The sequence below is a fragment of the Streptomyces viridiviolaceus genome (genome assembly GCF_014650995.1).
GTDB lineage: Bacteria > Actinomycetota > Actinomycetes > Streptomycetales > Streptomycetaceae > Streptomyces > Streptomyces viridiviolaceus.
Genome location: NZ_BMWA01000004.1, coordinates 228812 through 247084, shown reverse-complemented (window position 1 = coordinate 247084; position 18273 = coordinate 228812). Strand labels below are relative to the sequence as shown.

The 18273-nt window shown below is 71.1% G+C and carries 14 protein-coding genes; 8 read left to right on the top strand and 6 right to left on the bottom strand.

From position 1 onward, the window contains the following. The first annotated feature begins 57 nt into the window (after positions 1–57). The 4 genes from IE260_RS07080 to IE260_RS07065 all read left to right on the top strand — a co-directional run bounded on the left by IE260_RS07080 (position 58) and on the right by IE260_RS07065 (position 3104). Positions 58–675 carry an RNA 2'-phosphotransferase gene (locus IE260_RS07080; RefSeq protein WP_229880476.1) on the top strand — a complete coding sequence of 206 codons (618 nt, stop codon included), beginning with the start codon at positions 58–60 and terminating at the stop codon, positions 673–675. After that, entirely contained in the window at positions 672–1130 is a 459-nt protein-coding gene (locus IE260_RS07075; protein WP_189869605.1) for a hypothetical protein, read from the top strand. Before IE260_RS07080 ends, IE260_RS07075 begins: the two co-directional genes overlap by 4 nt. 87 nt (positions 1131–1217) lie before the next feature. Beyond that, positions 1218–2120, top strand: coding sequence for an LLM class flavin-dependent oxidoreductase (locus IE260_RS07070; RefSeq protein ID WP_189869604.1), 903 nt, complete (start codon positions 1218–1220; stop codon positions 2118–2120). A gap of 96 nt (positions 2121–2216) precedes the next feature. Continuing rightward, positions 2217–3104 carry a Cof-type HAD-IIB family hydrolase gene (locus IE260_RS07065; protein ID WP_189869603.1) on the top strand — a complete coding sequence of 296 codons (888 nt, stop codon included), beginning with the start codon at positions 2217–2219 and terminating at the stop codon, positions 3102–3104. 24 nt (positions 3105–3128) lie between these two features. Here IE260_RS07065 and IE260_RS07060 read toward each other — a convergent pair whose 3' ends face one another. From IE260_RS07060 to IE260_RS07040, 5 genes are all read right to left on the bottom strand, one after another. After that, on the bottom strand, positions 3129–4175 hold the full coding sequence (locus IE260_RS07060; protein WP_189869602.1) for a M23 family metallopeptidase: 1047 nt from the start codon (positions 4173–4175) through the stop codon (positions 3129–3131). A gap of 118 nt (positions 4176–4293) precedes the next feature. Then, positions 4294–5997, bottom strand: coding sequence for a GAF domain-containing sensor histidine kinase (locus IE260_RS07055; protein WP_189869601.1), 1704 nt, complete (start codon positions 5995–5997; stop codon positions 4294–4296). 384 nt (positions 5998–6381) lie between these two features. Then, positions 6382–9891, bottom strand: a complete 3510-nt coding sequence (gene cydD, locus IE260_RS07050) for a thiol reductant ABC exporter subunit CydD (RefSeq protein ID WP_189869600.1) — start codon at positions 9889–9891, stop codon at positions 6382–6384. A gap of 75 nt (positions 9892–9966) precedes the next feature. Next, positions 9967–10971: a cytochrome d ubiquinol oxidase subunit II gene (gene cydB, locus IE260_RS07045; RefSeq protein ID WP_189869599.1), complete on the bottom strand. Its 1005-nt coding sequence runs from the start codon at positions 10969–10971 to the stop codon at positions 9967–9969. 20 nt (positions 10972–10991) lie between these two features. Beyond that, positions 10992–12497: a cytochrome ubiquinol oxidase subunit I gene (locus IE260_RS07040; protein ID WP_189869598.1), complete on the bottom strand. Its 1506-nt coding sequence runs from the start codon at positions 12495–12497 to the stop codon at positions 10992–10994. Positions 12498–12698: 201 nt separating this feature from the next. Between IE260_RS07040 and IE260_RS07035 the strand changes: the two genes are divergently transcribed. After that, on the top strand, positions 12699–13103 hold the full coding sequence (locus IE260_RS07035) for a cyclophilin-like fold protein (protein WP_189869597.1): 405 nt from the start codon (positions 12699–12701) through the stop codon (positions 13101–13103). A gap of 31 nt (positions 13104–13134) precedes the next feature. Here IE260_RS07035 and hisC read toward each other — a convergent pair whose 3' ends face one another. After that, positions 13135–14214: a histidinol-phosphate transaminase gene (hisC, locus tag IE260_RS07030; protein WP_189869596.1), complete on the bottom strand. Its 1080-nt coding sequence runs from the start codon at positions 14212–14214 to the stop codon at positions 13135–13137. A gap of 400 nt (positions 14215–14614) precedes the next feature. Between hisC and IE260_RS07025 the strand changes: the two genes are divergently transcribed. The 3 genes from IE260_RS07025 (at position 14615) to IE260_RS07015 (ending at position 18206) form a co-directional block, all read left to right on the top strand. Continuing rightward, on the top strand, positions 14615–15727 hold the full coding sequence (locus tag IE260_RS07025) for a LacI family DNA-binding transcriptional regulator (RefSeq protein ID WP_189869595.1): 1113 nt from the start codon (positions 14615–14617) through the stop codon (positions 15725–15727). 314 nt (positions 15728–16041) lie between these two features. Continuing rightward, a complete protein-coding gene (locus tag IE260_RS07020) occupies positions 16042–17151 on the top strand; it encodes a metallophosphoesterase (protein ID WP_268254918.1) in 1110 nt (369 codons plus the stop codon). A gap of 182 nt (positions 17152–17333) precedes the next feature. Further along, positions 17334–18206, top strand: coding sequence for a hypothetical protein (locus IE260_RS07015; RefSeq protein ID WP_189869593.1), 873 nt, complete (start codon positions 17334–17336; stop codon positions 18204–18206). Positions 18207–18273 lie beyond the last annotated feature (67 nt).

Genomic DNA, 18273 nt, shown 5'->3' with positions numbered 1-18273 from the left:
AAACCTCCGCGGCAAAACCGATCGCGTGATGCGCGTCTCTCTCGGCACCCTGGTCGTATGCGACACGAACGCCAGAACGACACGAATGACAGGGACCGCAAGGACGACAGGGACGGCTGGGACGACAGACGCACGGTGACGGTGTCCAAGTACCTGTCGAAGCATCTGCGGCACCAGCCGGACCGGATCGGGCTGACGCTCGACGACGGCGGCTGGGTCGAGATCGACGCGCTGATCGCCGCGGCCGCGGCGCACGGCTTCCGCTTCACCCGGGACGAACTGGACCACGTGGTCGCCACCAACGACAAGCGGCGCTTCGCCGTCGAGGGCACCCGGATCCGGGCGAGCCAGGGGCACAGCATCGACGTGGACCTCGGGCTGCCGGCGGCGACCCCGCCGCCGCACCTCTTCCACGGGACCGTGGCCCGTCACCTGGGCGCGATCCGTGCCGAGGGGCTCCGGCCCATGAACCGGCACGACGTCCACCTCTCGCCCGACCGGGAGACCGCGACCCGGGTCGGCGCCCGCCGTGGCCGACCGGTCGTGCTGACGGTGGACGCGGCCACCATGCACCGCGACGGCCATGTGTTCCATGTCAGCGCCAACGGGGTCTGGCTGACGCAGGCCGTGCCGCCGCGATACCTGCTTTTCCCGGGCGGCGCCGGCCTCGCATGATCGAGGGCATGGAGCATGTGCCCACCACCGAAGCCGCCGTCATCGCCCTCCGTGCGATCGCAGCGGAGTACGCGCTCGAGATCGAGGTCACCCATGACGTCGGCGCCGACCAGACCTCCCGCCGCAGTGCCGCGGGCGTGGGTGTGACCACCGACCCGGACGGCTCTCTCCCCCACGAGGCCTTCGTCGAGTTCGGCGGATCTCCCCGGGTGAGCGTCCGGCTCTTCCCCGAGGACGACGCCCTGGTCACCGTCGAGGGCGTGGAGTGCCCCGACATTCCCCGTGACGACGTCCCCGCGTTCCTCCGCTCCGTCTTCGGCGGCCTCGCCCATGTCACGGCGCGCCGCTTCCCGCCCGGCTACCGCCTGATCGTGCCGCTGCCCGGCGACCGTGCGCACAAGGAGCTCATCCCGATGATCCTCCTCACTCCGTGGTTGAGCAGCCGCGTACGGTGACACCAGGGCCCGTGGATGCACGTTTCCCGGGGAAACCACCCTCGGACGTTTCACGTGAAACCTGTTCCGCCGCATAGGCTCGGTGGCATGAGTCTGCGCCTGAGCACCGTGATCCTCCCCTACCGCCGCTGGCACGAAGGCGGCCGTTCGACCTGGACACGCGCCGAGCAGCTGGGCTTCCACACCGCGTACACCTACGATCACCTGTCCTGGCGGAGCTTCCGGGACGGCCCGTGGTTCGGTGCCGTGCCGACGCTCACCGCCGCCGCGGCCATCACCGAGCGGCTGCGCCTGGGCACGCTGGTGACCTCGCCCAACTTCCGGCACCCGGTGACGCTCGCCAAGGAGCTGATCTCCCTCGACGACATCTCCGGCGGACGGATCACCCTCGGCATAGGAGCGGGCGGCACCGGGTTCGACGCCACGGCGCTCGGTCAGGAGCCGTGGACGCCCCGCGAGCGGGCCGACCGGTTCGGCGAGTTCCTCCCGCTGCTCGACCGGCTGCTGACCGAGGACGCCGTGTCGTACGAGGGTGACTACTACTCGGCGCACGAGGCGCGCAACATCCCGGGCTGTGTGCAGCGGCCCCGGCTGCCGTTCGCGGTGGCCGCCACCGGTCCGCGCGGGCTGCGGCTCGCGGCCCGGTACGGACAGGCGTGGGTGACCACCGGGGACCCGAAGCTGTACGAGAACGGCACCCCCGAACAGTCGGTACGGGCCCTGCGGGGACAGGCCGAGAAGCTGGCCGACGCCTGCGCAGGGATCGGCCGCGACGTGGACGAGCTCGACAAGGTCCTTCTCACCGGCTTCACCCCTGACCGCGACCGGCCGCTGCAGTCCCTGGACGCGTTCGTGGACTTCGCGGGCCGGCACCAGGAACTGGGCTTCACGGAGATCGTGATCCACTGGCCGATCCCCGACTCGGACTTCGCGGCCGACGAGAAGGTCTTCGAGCGGATCGCCATGGAGGCCCTGTCGCAACTGCGGTGACGCGCAGGACCGGGGTGACGTGCGGAACAGGCGGAGCAGAGCTGATGAGAGCCGTAGCTCACAGATGTGCGGACTCCTGCACGGGCGTGCGGGCATATGCGTGACAATGACCGGGTGACCTCAGCGACCCGAGAGCCCGAGACCCCGGCCGCCACCATCCGCCCACGCCTCATCGCCACCGACCTCGACGGCACGCTGCTGCGTGACGACAAGTCGGTGTCCCCGCGTACGGTCGCCGCGCTCGCCGCCGCCGAGAAGGCGGGCATCGAGGTCTTCTTCGTCACCGGGCGCCCCGCGCGCTGGATGGACGTGGTCAGCGACCACGTGCACGGTCACGGCCTCGCCATCTGCGGCAACGGCGCCGCCGTGGTCGACCTGCACGGCGGCCCCGGCGCCCACCGGTTCGTCAAGGTCCGGGAGCTGGCCCGGGATAACGCGCTGGACGCCGTACGGCTGCTGCGCGAGGCGGCGCCCGGGACCGTGTACGCGGTCGAGCAGACCTACGGGTTCCGGCAGGAGCCGGCGTACCCGAAGATGCACCTGGAGATTCCGGACCTCCTCGCACCCGCCGAGGAGCTCCTGGCGCCCGACGGTCCCACCGTCGGCGAACCCGTGCTCAAGATCCTCGCGTTCCACCCCGACATCGACCCGGACGCCTTCCTCACGCTGGCCCGCCTGGCCATCGGCGACCGCGCCAACGTCACCCGCTCCAGCCCCAGCGCCCTGCTGGAGATCAGCGGCCCGGGCGTTTCCAAGGCCAGCACGCTCGCCCTGTGCTGCGCGGAGCGCGGGATCTCCCACGAGGAGGTCGCCGCCTTCGGCGACATGCCGAACGACGTGGAGATGCTCACCTGGGCCGGACAGTCCTACGCGATGGGCAACGCGCACCCGGACGTGATCGCCGCCGCTTCGGGACGGACCGTCGCCAACAACGACGACGGGGTGGCGGTCGTCATCGAGCGCATGCTGGCGCTGAAGCCCTAGCCGGTCCGGTCGGTACCGGTTCCGTCAGAGGGACACTCCGTGCCGTGCCAGCCACGGCACCGGGTCCAGCGCCGAGCCCATCTCCGGGGTGACCCGCACCTCGAAGTGCAGATGCGGCCCCGTGGAGTTGCCGGTGCTGCCCGACTGGCCGATCCACTGCCCGGGGACGACCCGGTCTCCCTGGTCGACGGCGACGGCGGCGAGATGGGCGTACTGCGTGCAGTAGCCGCCCGGGTGCCGGACCACGATCTGCATGCCGAAGGCGCCCCCGCAGGAAACCTCCACCACCCGGCCGGCGCCGACCGCCCGCACCGGTGTGCCGACCGGGACCGCGAAGTCCTGTCCGGTGTGCCGGTCCGCCCACCGCATGCCTCCGCTGCCGAAGGACGCCGACAGCTCGTACGTCTCCACCGGCGCGACCCAGGGGCGCGTGACGCGCGCCTCCGGCTGGTCCAGCCGGACGGCGTCGGGACACGAACCGGCCGCTACCGAGGCCTCCGCCTGCCCTTCCAGACGTGACCGCGCCGCTTGGAGCTTCTCCTCGATCTCCGTCCTCAGACCGGCGAGCTCGGCGTTCCGTTCCTCCAGCGACTGCCACGCCGCCCTGGCCTTCGCCTGGTCGGCGGCGAGTCGGGCCTCGGCCCGCCGGCTCTTGCGGATGGCGTTGTCGACGACCAGGTTCGCCTGCCAGACGGACCGCTGACCGCGTGTCAGGTCGTCCGGGTCCGCGAGGGCCATCTGCATGCTGAGCGGCAGCCCGCCACCGCCGCGGTACTGGGCGCGGGCGAGCCTGCCCAGGTCCTCGTGCAGGGCGGCCACCTGCTGCCGCTCCCGGTCGAGCAGTTCCTCGTAACGCCGCACCTTCGACCGCTGGGCTTCGGACTCACGCCGCCCCTCCTCGTACTCCTGCGTGGCCTTGGCCGCTTCCTCGTACAGCCGCGCAACCTGTGCGCTCAGACCGGCGCCGGAGCCGTGGCCCCCGTCCGTGGCGTCGGTGGGGCGGGCCACGAGGACGGCGAGTGCGCACAGCAGCACCGGAACGAGCAGCCGACGAGGCAGAAGTGAGGGCATGTCAGCGATCGTGGCCCGGATGGCAGCGTCCGGTCCTGTTCGTGTCGTACGCGCGGGGGACGTGTTGCTGCACACGGCTCAGTGCGACTGCTGCACATGGGGCAACACGGGCCGGCACTCAGTACGGCGCCTCCCACAGCACCGTCGTACCGCCGCCGTCCGCCCCGATGCCCGGCCCGAGCCGGCTGGCTCCGCCGAGCGACTCGGCACGGCGTTCCAGGTTGTCCAGGCCGCTGCGCCGACCGCCCTCGGGGATGCCCACGCCGTCGTCCGCGACGGTCAGCCGTACGCCGGGCCGGCCGTCCGGCAGGGTGACCGTGGCATCGACACGGACGTCGATCCGGGTGGCCCGGGCGTGCCGGAAAGCATTGGACAGGGCCTCCCGCAGGGCGGCGATGAGGTTCTTGCCGGTGAGGTCGCCGACCGCGCTGTCGACCGGGCCCACGAAGCGGTGCGAGGGTGTGAAGCCCAGCGGCACCGCCGCCATGGTGATCTCTCGCAGTACACGCGTCCGCAGCCCCGCGGGCGCCTCGGTGGGCTGCCGCAGCGCGAAGATCGCCGAGCGGATCTCCTGGATGGTGACGTCGAGCTCGTCGACGGCCCTGTCGACACCCTCCCGGACCTCGGGCACGACCGCCCGCCGCTGCGCGCTCTCCAGCATCATCCCCGTCGCGAACAGCCGCTGGATGACGAGGTCGTGCAGGTCACGCGCGATGCGGTCGCGGTCCTCGTACACGGCGAGCCGTTCCCGGTCGCGCTGCGCTTCGGCCATCATCAGGGCGAGCGCCGCCTGCGAGGCGAACTGGTCGGCAAGGGTCCGCTCCGCCCGTGTGAACGGGCGCTCCCCCGGTGCGCGAGGCATGACCAGGCTCCCGAGGACCCGCCCGTCGCTGACCAGCGGCAGCAGCATGATCGGCCCGTAGGCACGCACCGGCCCCGCGTCCAGGCGGGGGTCGGTGGCCGCATCGTCCACGAACACCGGCCTGCCGGCGAGGAGTTCGGCGACGACGCCGTTGTCCGCAGGGATCACCGAGCCCAGTGCCTCCGTCGGCCGCTGCGGGGCGACGGCCGCGATCTCCAGGCCGCCGCCGTCGGCCGGCAGCAGGACGATGCCGGCGGCCGCCCCGGACAGGCGGCGGGCCTGTTCGGCGACGGTCTGGAGGGCCTCGTCGGTGTCGCCGCCGGACAGCAGCGCCGTGGTGACGGCGACCGACCCGTCGATCCAGCGCTCCCGCTGCTGGGCGGCCTCGTACAGCCTCGCGTTGCCGATGGCGATGCCGGCCTCCGTGGCGAGGACCCGGACCATGGCGAGGTCGTAGTCGTTGAACGGTTCACCACCGCGCTTGTCGGTCAGGTACAGGTTCCCGAAGATCTCGCCCTGTACACGGATGGGGACTCCGAGGAAACCGTGCATCGGCGGGTGGTGCTCGGGAAAACCGCACGAGCGCGGGTCCCCGGTCAGGTCCGTGAGCCGGACCGGCCGCGGATCGCGGATGAGTGCGCCGAGCAAACCCTTGCGCCCGTCGGGCAGCCGTCCGATCCGCCGCGCGGTCGCCTCGTCGACGCCGTACTGGACGAAGTCGGCGAGGCCTTCCCCGTCCTCGGAGACGACGCCGATGGCCGCGTAGCGGGCGTCCGCCAGGTCGGCGGCAGTCTCGCAGATCCGGTTCAGCGTGGAGTGCAGGTGCAGGCCACTTCCGACGGACCGCATGGCGTCCAGCAGCTTCGGCACCCGCGCCAGAAGCTCGGCAGGGACCTCCTGGCGAGGCGGCGGGGGGCCCTGCCGGGGCTGCGGTGGGCCGGAAGACGGTGCGGGGGACATGCCGCCGAGCCTAATGAGACCGTTTTATTCAGGAAAGTCGGATTTCATGAGAACTTTCGGTCACCGGAACGGGACACGGCGCTGACCGGGCAGACACGCCCCCGGCCGGGACCGTGCGGCGACCGACCGCGCACCCGTGGCCGGCACGGCGCTGCGGCCCCTGAAGGCGGCGCGCCCGGTGACCGGCCACGGCACGGGCGCACTGCGCGGGGCCGAACAGCCACGGGGCCGCCCCGGCACAGCCACACGGGACGCAGGCACCCCAGCGGCCGACCACAGCCCGGCCCCCACGGTCCCGGATCCGGTCACCCGTGGCCGGCCACCGCACGATCGGCCACCACGCCGCCGCGCCACCACGCCGCCGCGCACCGCTCGGCGCCGCCGCTACCGCGCGTCCACCAGCAGCTCCGCCGCCGCCTCCCGCTCGGCCATCGCCCGCAGCGGCCCCGGCACGGCGGCCAGCTCCGCGAACGGCCCGCGCTGGACCACCCTGCCCGCATCCAGCACCAGCACCTCGTCCACACTTTCGAGGCCGGCCAGCCTGTGCGTGATGAGCAGCGTGGTCCGGCCCTCGGTGGCCGCCAGCAGGTCGGCGGTGAGTGCGTCGGCGGTCGGCAGGTCGAGGTGCTCGGCCGGCTCGTCGAGGACGAGGACCGGGAAGTCGGCGAGCAACGCACGGGCGAGCGCCAGTCGCTGCCGCTGACCGCCGGACAGCCGGGCCCCGTGTTCGCCGACCAGCGTGTCCAGGCCTTCGGGCAGGCCGTCGGCCCACTCCAGCAGGCGGGCCCTGGCCAGCGCGTCGCGCAGCTCGGCCTCGGTGGCGTCCTTCCTGGCCAGGAGCAGGTTCTCGCGCACCGAACTGTCGAAGAGATGCGCGTCCTGGGCGCAGAGCCCGACGAGCCGCCTCACCTCGTCGCCGTCCAGGGCGTGGGCGTCCACACCGGCCAGCGTGTACGAGCCCGCGTCGGCGTCCAGGAAGCGCAGGAGCACCTGGGCCAGGGTCGTCTTGCCGGACCCGGACGGGCCGACCACGGCGACCCTGCGCCCCTCGGCCAGCGTCAGATCCAGTTCCGCGACGGCCTCCCGGTCCTGCCCGGCGTGGCGCGCGGCCAGCCCCTTGAGGACGACCGGGAACGGGGAGGCCGGTGCCTGCCGGGGCCGCTCCGGCTCCCGCACGGGCTCTGCCGCGTCGAGCACCTCGTACACGCGCTCGGCGCTCCGGCGCACCCGCTGCCGGTACTGCACGGCGAGCGGCAGCCCCAGGACCGCCTCGAAGGCGGCCAGCGGGGTGAGGACCACGACGGCCATGGCCACGCCGGCCAGTCGGCCGTCGGCGACGGCTTGGGCGCCGACGAGGGCGGCTCCGGCCACGGTCAGACCGGAGATCAGGGCGGTGAACCCGTCGCCCAGCGCGGTCGCGGTGGCGGCGCGCGAGGCGATACGGGTGAGCGTGCCGTCGGCCTGCCGCACCTCGGCGGTCCGCTCGGGCAGGGCCCCGGCGACGGTCAGCTCGGCGGTGCCGGTGAGCAGGTCGGTCACCCGGGTGGCGAGCACGCCACGGGCGGGGGCCAGCCTGTGCTCGGCCCACCGCGCCACGCGGCCGGTCACCAGCGGGACCCCGGCTCCGGCCGCCAGCAGGCCGACCGCGAGCACGGCACCGGCCTCGGGCAGCAGCCAGGCCGTGAACCCGACGGAGACGGCGGACACGGCCACCGCGGTACCGGTGGGCAGGAGCCAGCGCAGCCAGTAGTCCTGCAACGCGTCGACGTCGGAGACGAGCCTGGACAGCAGGTCGCCCCGGCGGCTGCGGCGCAGTCCGGCGGGCGCCAGCCGCTCCAGCCTCCGGTACACGGCGACCCTGGTGTCGGCCAGCATCCGCAGCACGGCGTCGTGCGACACGAGCCGCTCGGCGTACCGGAACACGGCCCGGCCGATCCCGAAGGCCCGCGTCGCCGTCACGGCCACCATCAGGTACAGCACCGGCGGCTGCTGCGAAGCCCGGGAGATGAGCCACCCGGAGGTCGCCATCAGGCCGACGGCGCTGCCGAGCGCGAGGCTGCCGAGCAGCAGTGCGAGACCGAGCCGACCGCGCCGGGCGCCGGACATCGCCCGGACCCGGCCGAGAACGCCACCGCGTGTTCCCGCCGCAACCGCCGTGTCCATGGGGTCGTCGGCGACGTCCGGGGCGACGACTGCCAGGGCCTCGTCGAACGGCCGGGCCGCCACCGCCTTCGGTGTCCCGTCGGTGAGGGCGGGGGAGACCGGCTCCTCCAGCCGCACCACCCGGTCCGCGATCTCCAGCAGCGCCGGCCGGTGCACCACCAGCAGCACGGTCCGTCCCGCCGCGAGCCGCCGCACCGCCGCCACGACCTCGGCCTCGGTGGCCCCGTCCAGGGCGGCCGTCGGCTCGTCGAGCAGCAGCACCGGCCGGTCCGCGAGAAACGCCCGGGCCAGCGCCAGCCGCTGCCGCTGTCCGGCGGACAGCCCGGCCCCTCCCTCCCCGAGCACCGTGTCCGCTCCCGCGGCCAGCGCGTCCACGAACTCCAGTGCCCCGGCGTCCCGCAGTGCTCGCCGAACGGCCGCGTCGTCCGCGTCGGGCCGGGCCAGTCGGACGTTCTCGGCGATGGTCCCCGCGTACAGGTGGGGCTGCTGCGGCACCCAGGCGACCCGGGCGTGCCACTGCGCCAGGTCGAGGCCGGTGAGGTCGGCTCCTCCGATCCGCACCCGCCCCCCGGTCGGGCGCACGAAGCCGAGAAGGACATTGAGGAGTGTCGACTTGCCCGCCCCGCTCGGCCCGACGAGGGCGACCGTCTCCCCGGGCGCCACGGTGAGGTTCACGTCCGACACGGCGTCCGCGGAGCGTCCGGGGTAGCGGACCGTCACGCCCTCGAAGGACAGGGGGCCGTCCGCCGATACCGGCCCCGTCCCCGACGCCGGCGCGGGCCTCTCCAGCACCGAGAAGATCTCCTCGGCGGCCGCGAGTCCCTCGGCCGCCGCGTGGTACTGGGCTCCCACCTGCCGCAGCGGCAGATACGCCTCGGGCGCGAGCACGAGCACGACCAGGCCGTCGTACAGGGCCATGTCGCCGTGGACGAGTCGCATGCCGATCGTCACGGCGACCAGCGCCACCGAGAGGGTGGCCAGCAACTCCAGCGCGAAGGACGACAGGAAGGCGATCCGCAGCGTCCGCATGGTCGCCTGCCGGTACTCGCCGGTGATGCGCTTGATCGCCTCCGCCTGAGCCTTGGCCCGTCCGAACACCTTCAGCGTCGGCAGCCCCGCGACGACGTCCAGGAAGTGCCCGGACAGCCGGGACAGCAGCCGCCACTGCCGGTCCATGCGGGACTGCGTGGCCCAGCCGATCAGCACCATGAAGATCGGAATGAGCGGCAGGGTGGCGACGATGATCGCCGCCGAGACCCAGTCCTCGGTGACGATCCGCGCCAGCACCGCCACCGGCACGACCACCGCGAGCCCCAACTGCGGGAGGTACCGCGAGAAGTAGTCGTCGAGCGCGTCGACTCCCCGCGTGGCCAGGGCAACGAGCGACCCGGTCCGCTGTCCGTCCAGCCATCCGGGACCGAGCGCCACCGCCCGCTCCAGCAACCGGCCCCGCAGCTCCGACTTCACGGCCGCGCTCGCCCGGTGCGCGGCGAGTTCCGTGAGCCAGCCGACCACCCCGCGGCCGCAGGCAACTGCCACCAACAGCAGGAGGGGAGTGCGGAGTTCGGCGATCGGCATGCCGTGCTGGAAGGCGCCCACCACCATCTCGGCGATGAGCATCGCCTGAGCGACGACCAACCCGGCACCGAGGGCGCCCAGGACGACGACCGCCGCCAGGAAGAGCCGGGTGGCGCGTGCATACCGCAGAAGACGTGGGTCGATGGGTTTCACGTGAAACATGCCCTTCGGTCCCGAGGGGTGCGTTTCACGTGAAACACACCCCATGACCAACTCGCCGTGACGGACTCAGTGCGCGGGTTCCGCGATGTGCTGGGTACCGATCCGCTTGCGGAACACCCAGTACGTCCAGCCCTGGTAGAGCAGGACCACCGGCGTGGCGATCGCCGCCAGCCAGGTCATGATCTTCAGGGTGTAGGCGCTGGACGAGGCGTTGGTGACGGTAAGGCTCCAGTCCGGGTCCAGCGTGGACGGCATGACGTTCGGGAAGAGCGTCAGGAAGAGCATCGCCACGGCTGCCACGATGGTGACGCCGGACAGCGCGAACGACCATCCCTCACGCCCGGCCTGGTTCGCCCTCAGGGCGGCGACCAGTGCGGCGACGGCCACCACCAGCGCGACCAGGCTCTTGGCGTCGCCGTTGTCGACCTGGGTCCAGCCCAGGAAGACCAGGGCCAGCACGGCCGTGGGGATGCCGAGACGGAGCGCCAGCGCCCGCGCCCGTTCGCGGATCTCTCCGACGGTCTTGAGCGCCGTGAACACCGTTCCGTGGAAGGTGAACAGCGTCAGCGTCACCAGGCCGCCGAGGAGGGCGTACGGGTTGAGCAGGTCCCAGACGGTACCGACGTACTCCAGATCCTGGTCGATCTTCACGCCCCGCACGATGTTGCCGAAGGCGACACCCCACAGGAACGCCGGGATCAGCGAGGTCCAGAAGATCGCGGTCTCCCAGTTGCGCTGCCAGTGCTCCTCGGGCCGCTTCGCCCGGTACTCGAAGGCGACACCGCGGACGATCAGGCAGAGCAGGATCGCCAGCAGCGGCAGGTAGAACCCGGAGAAGAGCGTCGCGTACCACTCGGGGAAGGCGGCGAAGGTCGCACCGCCGGCCGTGAGCAGCCACACCTCGTTGCCGTCCCAGACCGGACCGATCGTGTTGATCAGCACCCGCTTCTCGGCCCGGTTCCGGGCGAGCAGCTTGGTGAGCACGCCGACCCCGAAGTCGAAGCCCTCCAGGAAGAAGTAGCCGGTCCACAGGACGGCGATCAGAACGAACCAGACGTCGTGCAGTTCCATGACTGTGCAGCTCCCTCGGCCTAGTACGAGAAGGCCATCGGCTTGTCGGCGTCACGGGGGTCGCCGCCGATCTTCGTGGGCGGGTTGAGGTCGGCCTCGGTGAGCTCGGGCGGCCCGGCCTTGACGTACTTGACCAGCAGCTTGACCTCGATGACGGCCAGGACGGCGTAGAGCAGGGTGAAGGCGATCATCGAGGTGAGGACCTCGGCTGTGGAGACACCGGGGGAGACCGCGTCGCGGGTCTGGAACAGGCCGTAGACGACCCACGGCTGCCGGCCCATCTCGGTGAAGATCCAGCCCCAGGAGTTGGCGATCAGCGGGAACGCCATCGTCCACAGCGCCACGAGCCAGTAGAGCCGGGTGAGCCTCGACCCGAGCGGCTTCTTCAGCAGCACCAGGTGGGGCACCTCGTCCTCCCCGGTCCGGAAGGCGGCCGGCAACAGGAACTTCTTCCGTGTGAGCCACAGCCCCAGCAGGCCGAGGGAGAAGGACGCCATGCCGAAGCCGATCATCCAGCGGAAGCCCCAGTAGGCGACGGGAACGATGGGCTTGTAGTCCCCGGGCCCGAACTTCTCCTGGAGGGCCTCGTTGGTGTCGTTGATGCCGGGCACGTACGACTCGAAGTCGCTGTGGGCGAGGAAGGACAGCAGGCCGGGTATCTCCAGGGCGACCTTGTTGTGGCCCTTGTCGACGTCCCCGTAGGCGAACACGGAAAACGGCGCCGGCTGCTCGCCGTCCCACAGCGCCTCGGCGGCGGCCATCTTCATCGGCTGCTGCTCGTACATGACCTTGCCGAGGGTGTCTCCGCTGACGGCGGTGAGCATGCCACCGACCGCCAGGGTGACCAGGCCGAGCCGCAGCGACGTCCGCATCACCGGGATGTGCTTCTTGCGCATCAGGTGGAAGGCGGCGATGCCCACCATGAAGGCGCCACCCGTCAGGAAGGCCGCCGAGAAGCTGTGGAAGACCTGGTTGAGCGTGGTGTTCTGGGTGAGGACCTGCCAGAAGTCGGTGAGTTCGGCGCGGCCCTTCTCCTCGTTGAACCGGTAGCCGACGGGGTGCTGCATCCAGGAGTTGGCCGCGAGGATGAAGTACGCCGACAGGAGAGTGCCGATCGAGACCATCCAGATGCAGGCCAGGTGGATCTTCTTCGGCAGCTTGTCCCAGCCGAAGATCCACAGACCGATGAAGGTGGACTCGAAGAAGAAGGCGATCAGGGCCTCGAATGCGAGCGGCGCACCGAAGACGTCACCGACGAACCGGGAGTAGTCGGACCAGTTCATGCCGAACTGGAACTCCTGCACGATGCCGGTGACCACACCCATGGCGATGTTGATCAGGAAGAGCTTGCCCCAGAACTTCGTCGCCTTGAGGTACTTCTCCTTGCCTGTTCGGACCCAGGCGGTCTGCAGTCCGGCCGTGAGGGCGGCCAGGGAGATCGTCAGGGGGACGAACAGGAAGTGGTAGACGGTGGTGATACCGAACTGCCAGCGCGCCAGCGTCTCCGGCGCCAAAGCCATGTCCACGTCGTCGGTCTCCTTACATCGCCGTGGTCCAACGGCAGTTTGTACGTGTATGAAGCACCTAATGTGGGAGCAACCAGACACGCTTGTGAACGCGTTCACATTCACAAGCAATTATGACGTACCGATTTTCGACGCCGGAAGGGGGGTCCCCTGTGACGTCAACCCCTTGGCAGGGACTTCAACATCTTGTTGAATCCGCGCATGGCCACAGAGGCGCCGATCACACGGCAGACACGGATACGGATCTCCTGGCCCGCGGGTCACCTCACCGCGGGCCTCGACGACACCCCGAGCACGCAGGCCCTCCTCAAGGCACTGCCGCTCACCTCCGCCGCCCGCACTTGGGGCGAGGAGGTGTACTTCGACACAGGCGTGTCTGTTTCACGTGAAACGGACGCCCGGCAGGTGGTCGACCCGGGCACCGTCGCCTTCTGGACCGACGGCGACGCCCTGGCACTCCCTTATGGGCCGACGCCGATTTCCAGGGGCGACGAGTGCCGCCTCGCGAGCCCGTGCAACGTCCTCGGCCGCCTCGACGGCGACCCCCGCCTGCTGGCCTCGGTGCGCGACGGCGACCCGGTGCGCGTGGAACTCATCGACCCCTGAGCGCCAAGGGCCGACCTGACGCCCGACAGTCCTACGACTCCTTGCGGAACTCCTCCGCCACCTTCACGAAGATGTCGTTCGCCTCGCTCTCCCCGACCGTGACCCGCACACCCTCGCCCGGGAACGGCCGGACGACCACGCCGGCCTGCTCGCACGCCTCCGCGAACGCGACCGTGCGCTCCCCCAGCCGCAACCACACGAAGTTGGCCTGGGTCTCCGGCACCGTCCAGCCCTGAGCACGGAGCGCGTCGACCACGCGCTTGCGCTCGCACACCAGCGAGCCGACCCGGCCCAGCAGCTCGTCCTCGGCACGCAGCGAGGCGATCGCCGCCTCCTGCGCGAGCTGGCTCACCCCGAAGGGCACCGCCGTCTTGCGCAGGGCCGCCGCCACCGGCTCGTGGGCGATCGCGAAACCGACGCGGAGGCCGGCGAGTCCGTACGCCTTGGAGAAGGTCCGCAGGACACACACGTTGGGCCGGTTGCGGTAGAACTCGACACCGTCCGGCACCTCGGGGTCGCGGATGAACTCGCGGTACGCCTCGTCGAGAACGACGAGCACGTCGTCGGGCACCCGGTCGAGGAACCGCTCCAGCTCGGCCCGCCGCACCACGGTGCCCGTCGGGTTGTTGGGGTTGCAGACGAAGATCAGCCGGGTCCGGTCGGTGATCGCGGCCGCCATCGCATCCAGGTCGTGCACATCACCCGGCGTCAGCGGCACCCGCACCGACGTGGCACCACTGATCTGCGTGATGATCGGGTACGCCTCGAAGGAGCGCCAGGCGTAGATCACCTCGTCACCGGGGCCGGAGGTCGCCTGGATCAGCTGCTGGGCCACGCCGACCGACCCGGTTCCGGTGGACAGGTGGGAGAGCGGGACGCCGAACCGATCCGACAGCTCGTTCATCAAGGCCGTACAGGCCATGTCCGGGTAACGGTTGAACGATGAGGCCGCGGCCGTCACCGTCTCCATCACCCCCGGCAGCGGCGGATAGGGGTTTTCGTTGGAGGACAGCTTGTAGGCCACCGGCCCGTCGGCCGCGGCGGGCTTGCCCGGCTTGTAGGTGGGAATACCCTCCAGCTCGGCGCGCAGCTTGGGGCTCGTCTCGCTCACCGCAGTCCTCCTCGTGACCACCACCGGCATCGAATACTTCTCACCTTATGAGGATTCGGCGCCGCTGCGTATAGGTGAGGGACGACCTCCTGCGCCCCACTGGCATCACGGGCATCACCGTACGAAGGCGCATGATTCGGGGGCGCGCCGCACATATATCTATGCGCCGGTAGCTCACGCCGTGGCGCGCATCCCCCGTGAAGGTGAGTTGAGACCTCTTCGCAACATCGGCGACTTGGCAGGCCCTCGCACGCCGACACGTCACGTACTGGGGTACGCGTGGCCAATCGTCTTAGTTTCCAAGGGCATTGACATCAAATGATCTTGCAAAAACGTGCCTGTCAACGCGTGCATATGCGTCCGCCCTACCCCACCGCATGAGCCCTACTATCGGCTCGCCATGACAGCAGCAGGGAAGCACCAGGTGAGCCGCGCGGAAACCTCACGTCGAGGCAGCCGGCCGGGCCGGGCGGGCATCAGGGACGTGGCCGCCGCCGCCGGAGTCTCCATCACAACCGTCTCCGACGCCCTCAACGGCAAGGGCCGGCTCCCGGATGCCACCCGGCGCCATGTCCGCGAGGTCGCCGACCGACTGGGCTACCGCCCCTCGGCCGCCGCCCGTACGCTCCGCACCGGCAAGTCGGGACTCATCGGCCTGACCGTGACGACGTACGGGGATGAACCTTTCACCTTCACCGAATTCGCGTACTTCGCCGAGATGGCGCGCGCCGCCACCTCCGCCGCGCTCGCCCGCGGCTACGCCCTCGTCATCCTCCCCGCGACCTCCCGCCACGACGTCTGGTCCAACGTGGCCCTGGACGGCACGGTCGTCATCGACCCCTCCGACCACGATCCGGTCGTCAGCGAACTGGTCCGCCAGGGTTTACCCGTCGTCTCCGACGGGCGCCCGGCCGGCTCGCTCCCCGTCACCGCCTGGGTGGACAACGACCACGAGGCCGCCGTACTCGGCATCCTCGACCACCTGGCCGCCGCCGGCGCCCGTCGCATCGGGCTGCTCACCGGGACCACGACCGACACCTACACCCACCTGTCGACCACCGCGTACCTGCACTGGTGCGAACGGGTCGGCCAGGATCCGGTGTACGAGGCCTACCCGGCGCACGATCCGTGCGCGGGCGCGGTGGCCGCCGACCGGCTGCTCGCCCGCCCCGACCGCCCCGACGCCGTCTACGGCCTCTTCGACCCCAACGGCACCGATCTGCTCGCCGCCGCCCGCCGCTACGGGCTGCGCGTGCCGGAGGACCTGCTGCTGGTCTGCTGCAGCGAGTCGACCATGTACGCCAACACCGAGCCGCCCATCACCACGCTCTCCCTGAAACCGCGCCGGATCGGCACGGCCGTGGTCCAGCTGCTCATCGACGCCATCGAAGGAGTCCAGCCGGACCAGCCGGTCGAGCAGGTGATATCGACCGAGCTGATCGTGCGGACGTCGTCCCAGCGCCGCCCGCAGCGCACGACGGTCAGCCCGCCGCGGTCACCCGAGGGCGAATAGGGCACGGGACACGTGGAACGCCGGCTCCGGACACCGAACGCGCCCGGAGCCGCGACGGGCATCACAGCGGCGGCACGACACGGGGAGCGGGACCGTCGTCCGCGTGGGCCGCACGGCCGTCACCGGGACGATCACGCCACGGTCGCGGACGGGCGAAGCCCGTCCAATCGGGGCGAAAGCCACGGTGAACCGGAGTCCTGCTCTGATTCACCACCCCTGGGTCATCACACAGCGCGATCCGCATTCCTATGATGGGCCCACGACACCGCGGGCCGCTGCGACCAGGCAGTCCGAACCGGTGCAGATGCGGCGCAATGGTGGAGGGGTCGATGACTCAGGGGGCCGGTCAGGGACCCGAAGCGGAGCGGACGGCGACGTTGCGCGACTTCCGGGTGCCCGCGTACGTCCACGAGGCCGGTCCGTACGCCCCGGGGACGCCTCCGGCCGATCCCGCCGCGCCCGCGGAGGAGCCGTACGAGGACACGTACCCCGAGGGATACACGCCCACCCAGCGCGACCTGCCCGTCATCAACCGGGGCGACACGGTCCAGGTGACCGTCGACCCCGTGCAGGTCCCGGACCCCGCCCCGCAGCCCGCCACGGGCCCTGGCCCCCTCTACGTCGTCGGCGACGTGCACGGCTACCTCGACGAGCTGACCACCGCCCTGCGGGAGAAGGGCCTCATCGACGCCGCAGGGCAGTGGTGCGCGGGCACCACCAGGCTGTGGTTCCTCGGCGACTTCACGGACCGCGGACCCGACGGCATCGGCGTCATCGACCTGGTGATGCGGCTGTCCGCCGAGGCCGCCGCGGCGGGCGGTTACTGCAAGGCCCTCATGGGCAACCACGAACTGCTGCTGCTCGGCGCCAAGCGGTTCGGCGACACGCCCGTCAACTCCGGCGCGGGCACCGCCACCTTCCAGGCGGCCTGGCTGCTGAACGGCGGGCAGAAGACGGACATGGACCGCCTGCAGGACCACCACCTGCAGTGGATGGCCCGGCTCGACGCCCTCGAAGAGGTCGACGGCCACCTCCTCGTCCACTCCGACACCACCGCCTACCTCGACTACGGCCGCTCCATCGAGGAGGTCAACGACACCGTCCGCGAAACGCTCACCCGCAACGACGCGGACGAGGTGTGGGACCTGTTCCGCAAGTTCACCAAGCGCTTCTCCTTCCGTGACGAGGGTGGCGCCGACGCCGTGCGCTCACTGCTGGATACGTACGGCGGCACCCGCATCGTTCACGGCCACAGCCCCATCCCCTATCTGCTGGGCGAGGTCGGCTCCGAGGACGGCGAGGACGACAACCGCACCGCTGTCGACGGACCCCACGTCTACGCCGACGGGCTGGCCATCGCGATGGACGGCGGCGTGACCATGGCCGGAAAGCTGCTGGTCCAGCAACTGCCGCTCGACGACTGACCGTTCACCGAACGAGCTTCTCCCCGACGGCGTCCGTACAGGCCGGCACCCAATTTCTGGAAACCCCCTGTCACCGTACGCCGTCACCGCTCTACCATCGGCTTATCCGTAGCAGGCTCCCCTCCGTTTCTGCCCGACGGCTCGTTGGCATGCGAGCCCCAAGCCCTACGGAGCATCGGGGGATGCACATGAACAGCGTTCCGCAGCACCTGTCGAGCGAGGACCGCCAAGAGTACGAGCGGATCCTCGATGAGGCGCTGCGCTCCGCACCACACCGCCCGGAACTGACCGCTGTCGGACAGCGGCTCAACTCGGAACAACTGCGCACCATGGCACTCAACGCCTCCGCGCTCATCACGGCGGCGGCGGCCACCGAGTACCAGCACTACGTGAAGGTCCGCGAGGAAATGCGCCGGCCGGCCGGTCCGTCGCCCTCCGCGCGCGAAACCGGCTCCGCCGAGTCGGACGCGAACGGGGTGGGGCTCGCCGCCACCATGGGTGAGGTCGCCACCGAGACGGCCGGCGCCGGCGCGATCGCCGTCGTCGCCGTCCTCGCACCCGTCCTGGCGGGTACGGCAGCGGCGATCTTCCTGCTCGTCGGCTACGTCCTGAAGATGCTCGATCCCGAGCAGACGTTCGCCCGGACCATGCTCACCACTGGTTGGGTGTTCGGCGCCGTGACGGCGGTCGCGATCCTCGTGGCCGCCGTGGGGCTGCTGCTCACCGCGCTGCGCAACCGCCCCTCGGCCAAGGCAGGGCCCCACGGCGAACTCGACGGGGAGCTGGCCCGGGCCAGGGAAGCCTGGCTCGAAGCCCTGCTGGAGCGCGGCATCATGCCGTTCCTGCGCGAGGCGCTCGCCGACCCGAACACGGCGACCTCCCTGCGCCCCACGGCACCGGCAGCCCCGACCACCAGCCGCATCCCGCACCTCGGCTACGACCGCCCGGGGTTCACCAGCCCCGACGACGGTCCCGCCGCGGGCCCGCGCCCGCGCTACTCGAGCCCGGACTACACCAGCCCGGACTTCGGTGGCCCGGAGCACCGTCCGAAGTAGCCACCGGCCTGCGCTCCCCTCTCGGGAGGCTGTGCCTCCGGGGAGCGCACGCCGGTGTGCCCCGCGA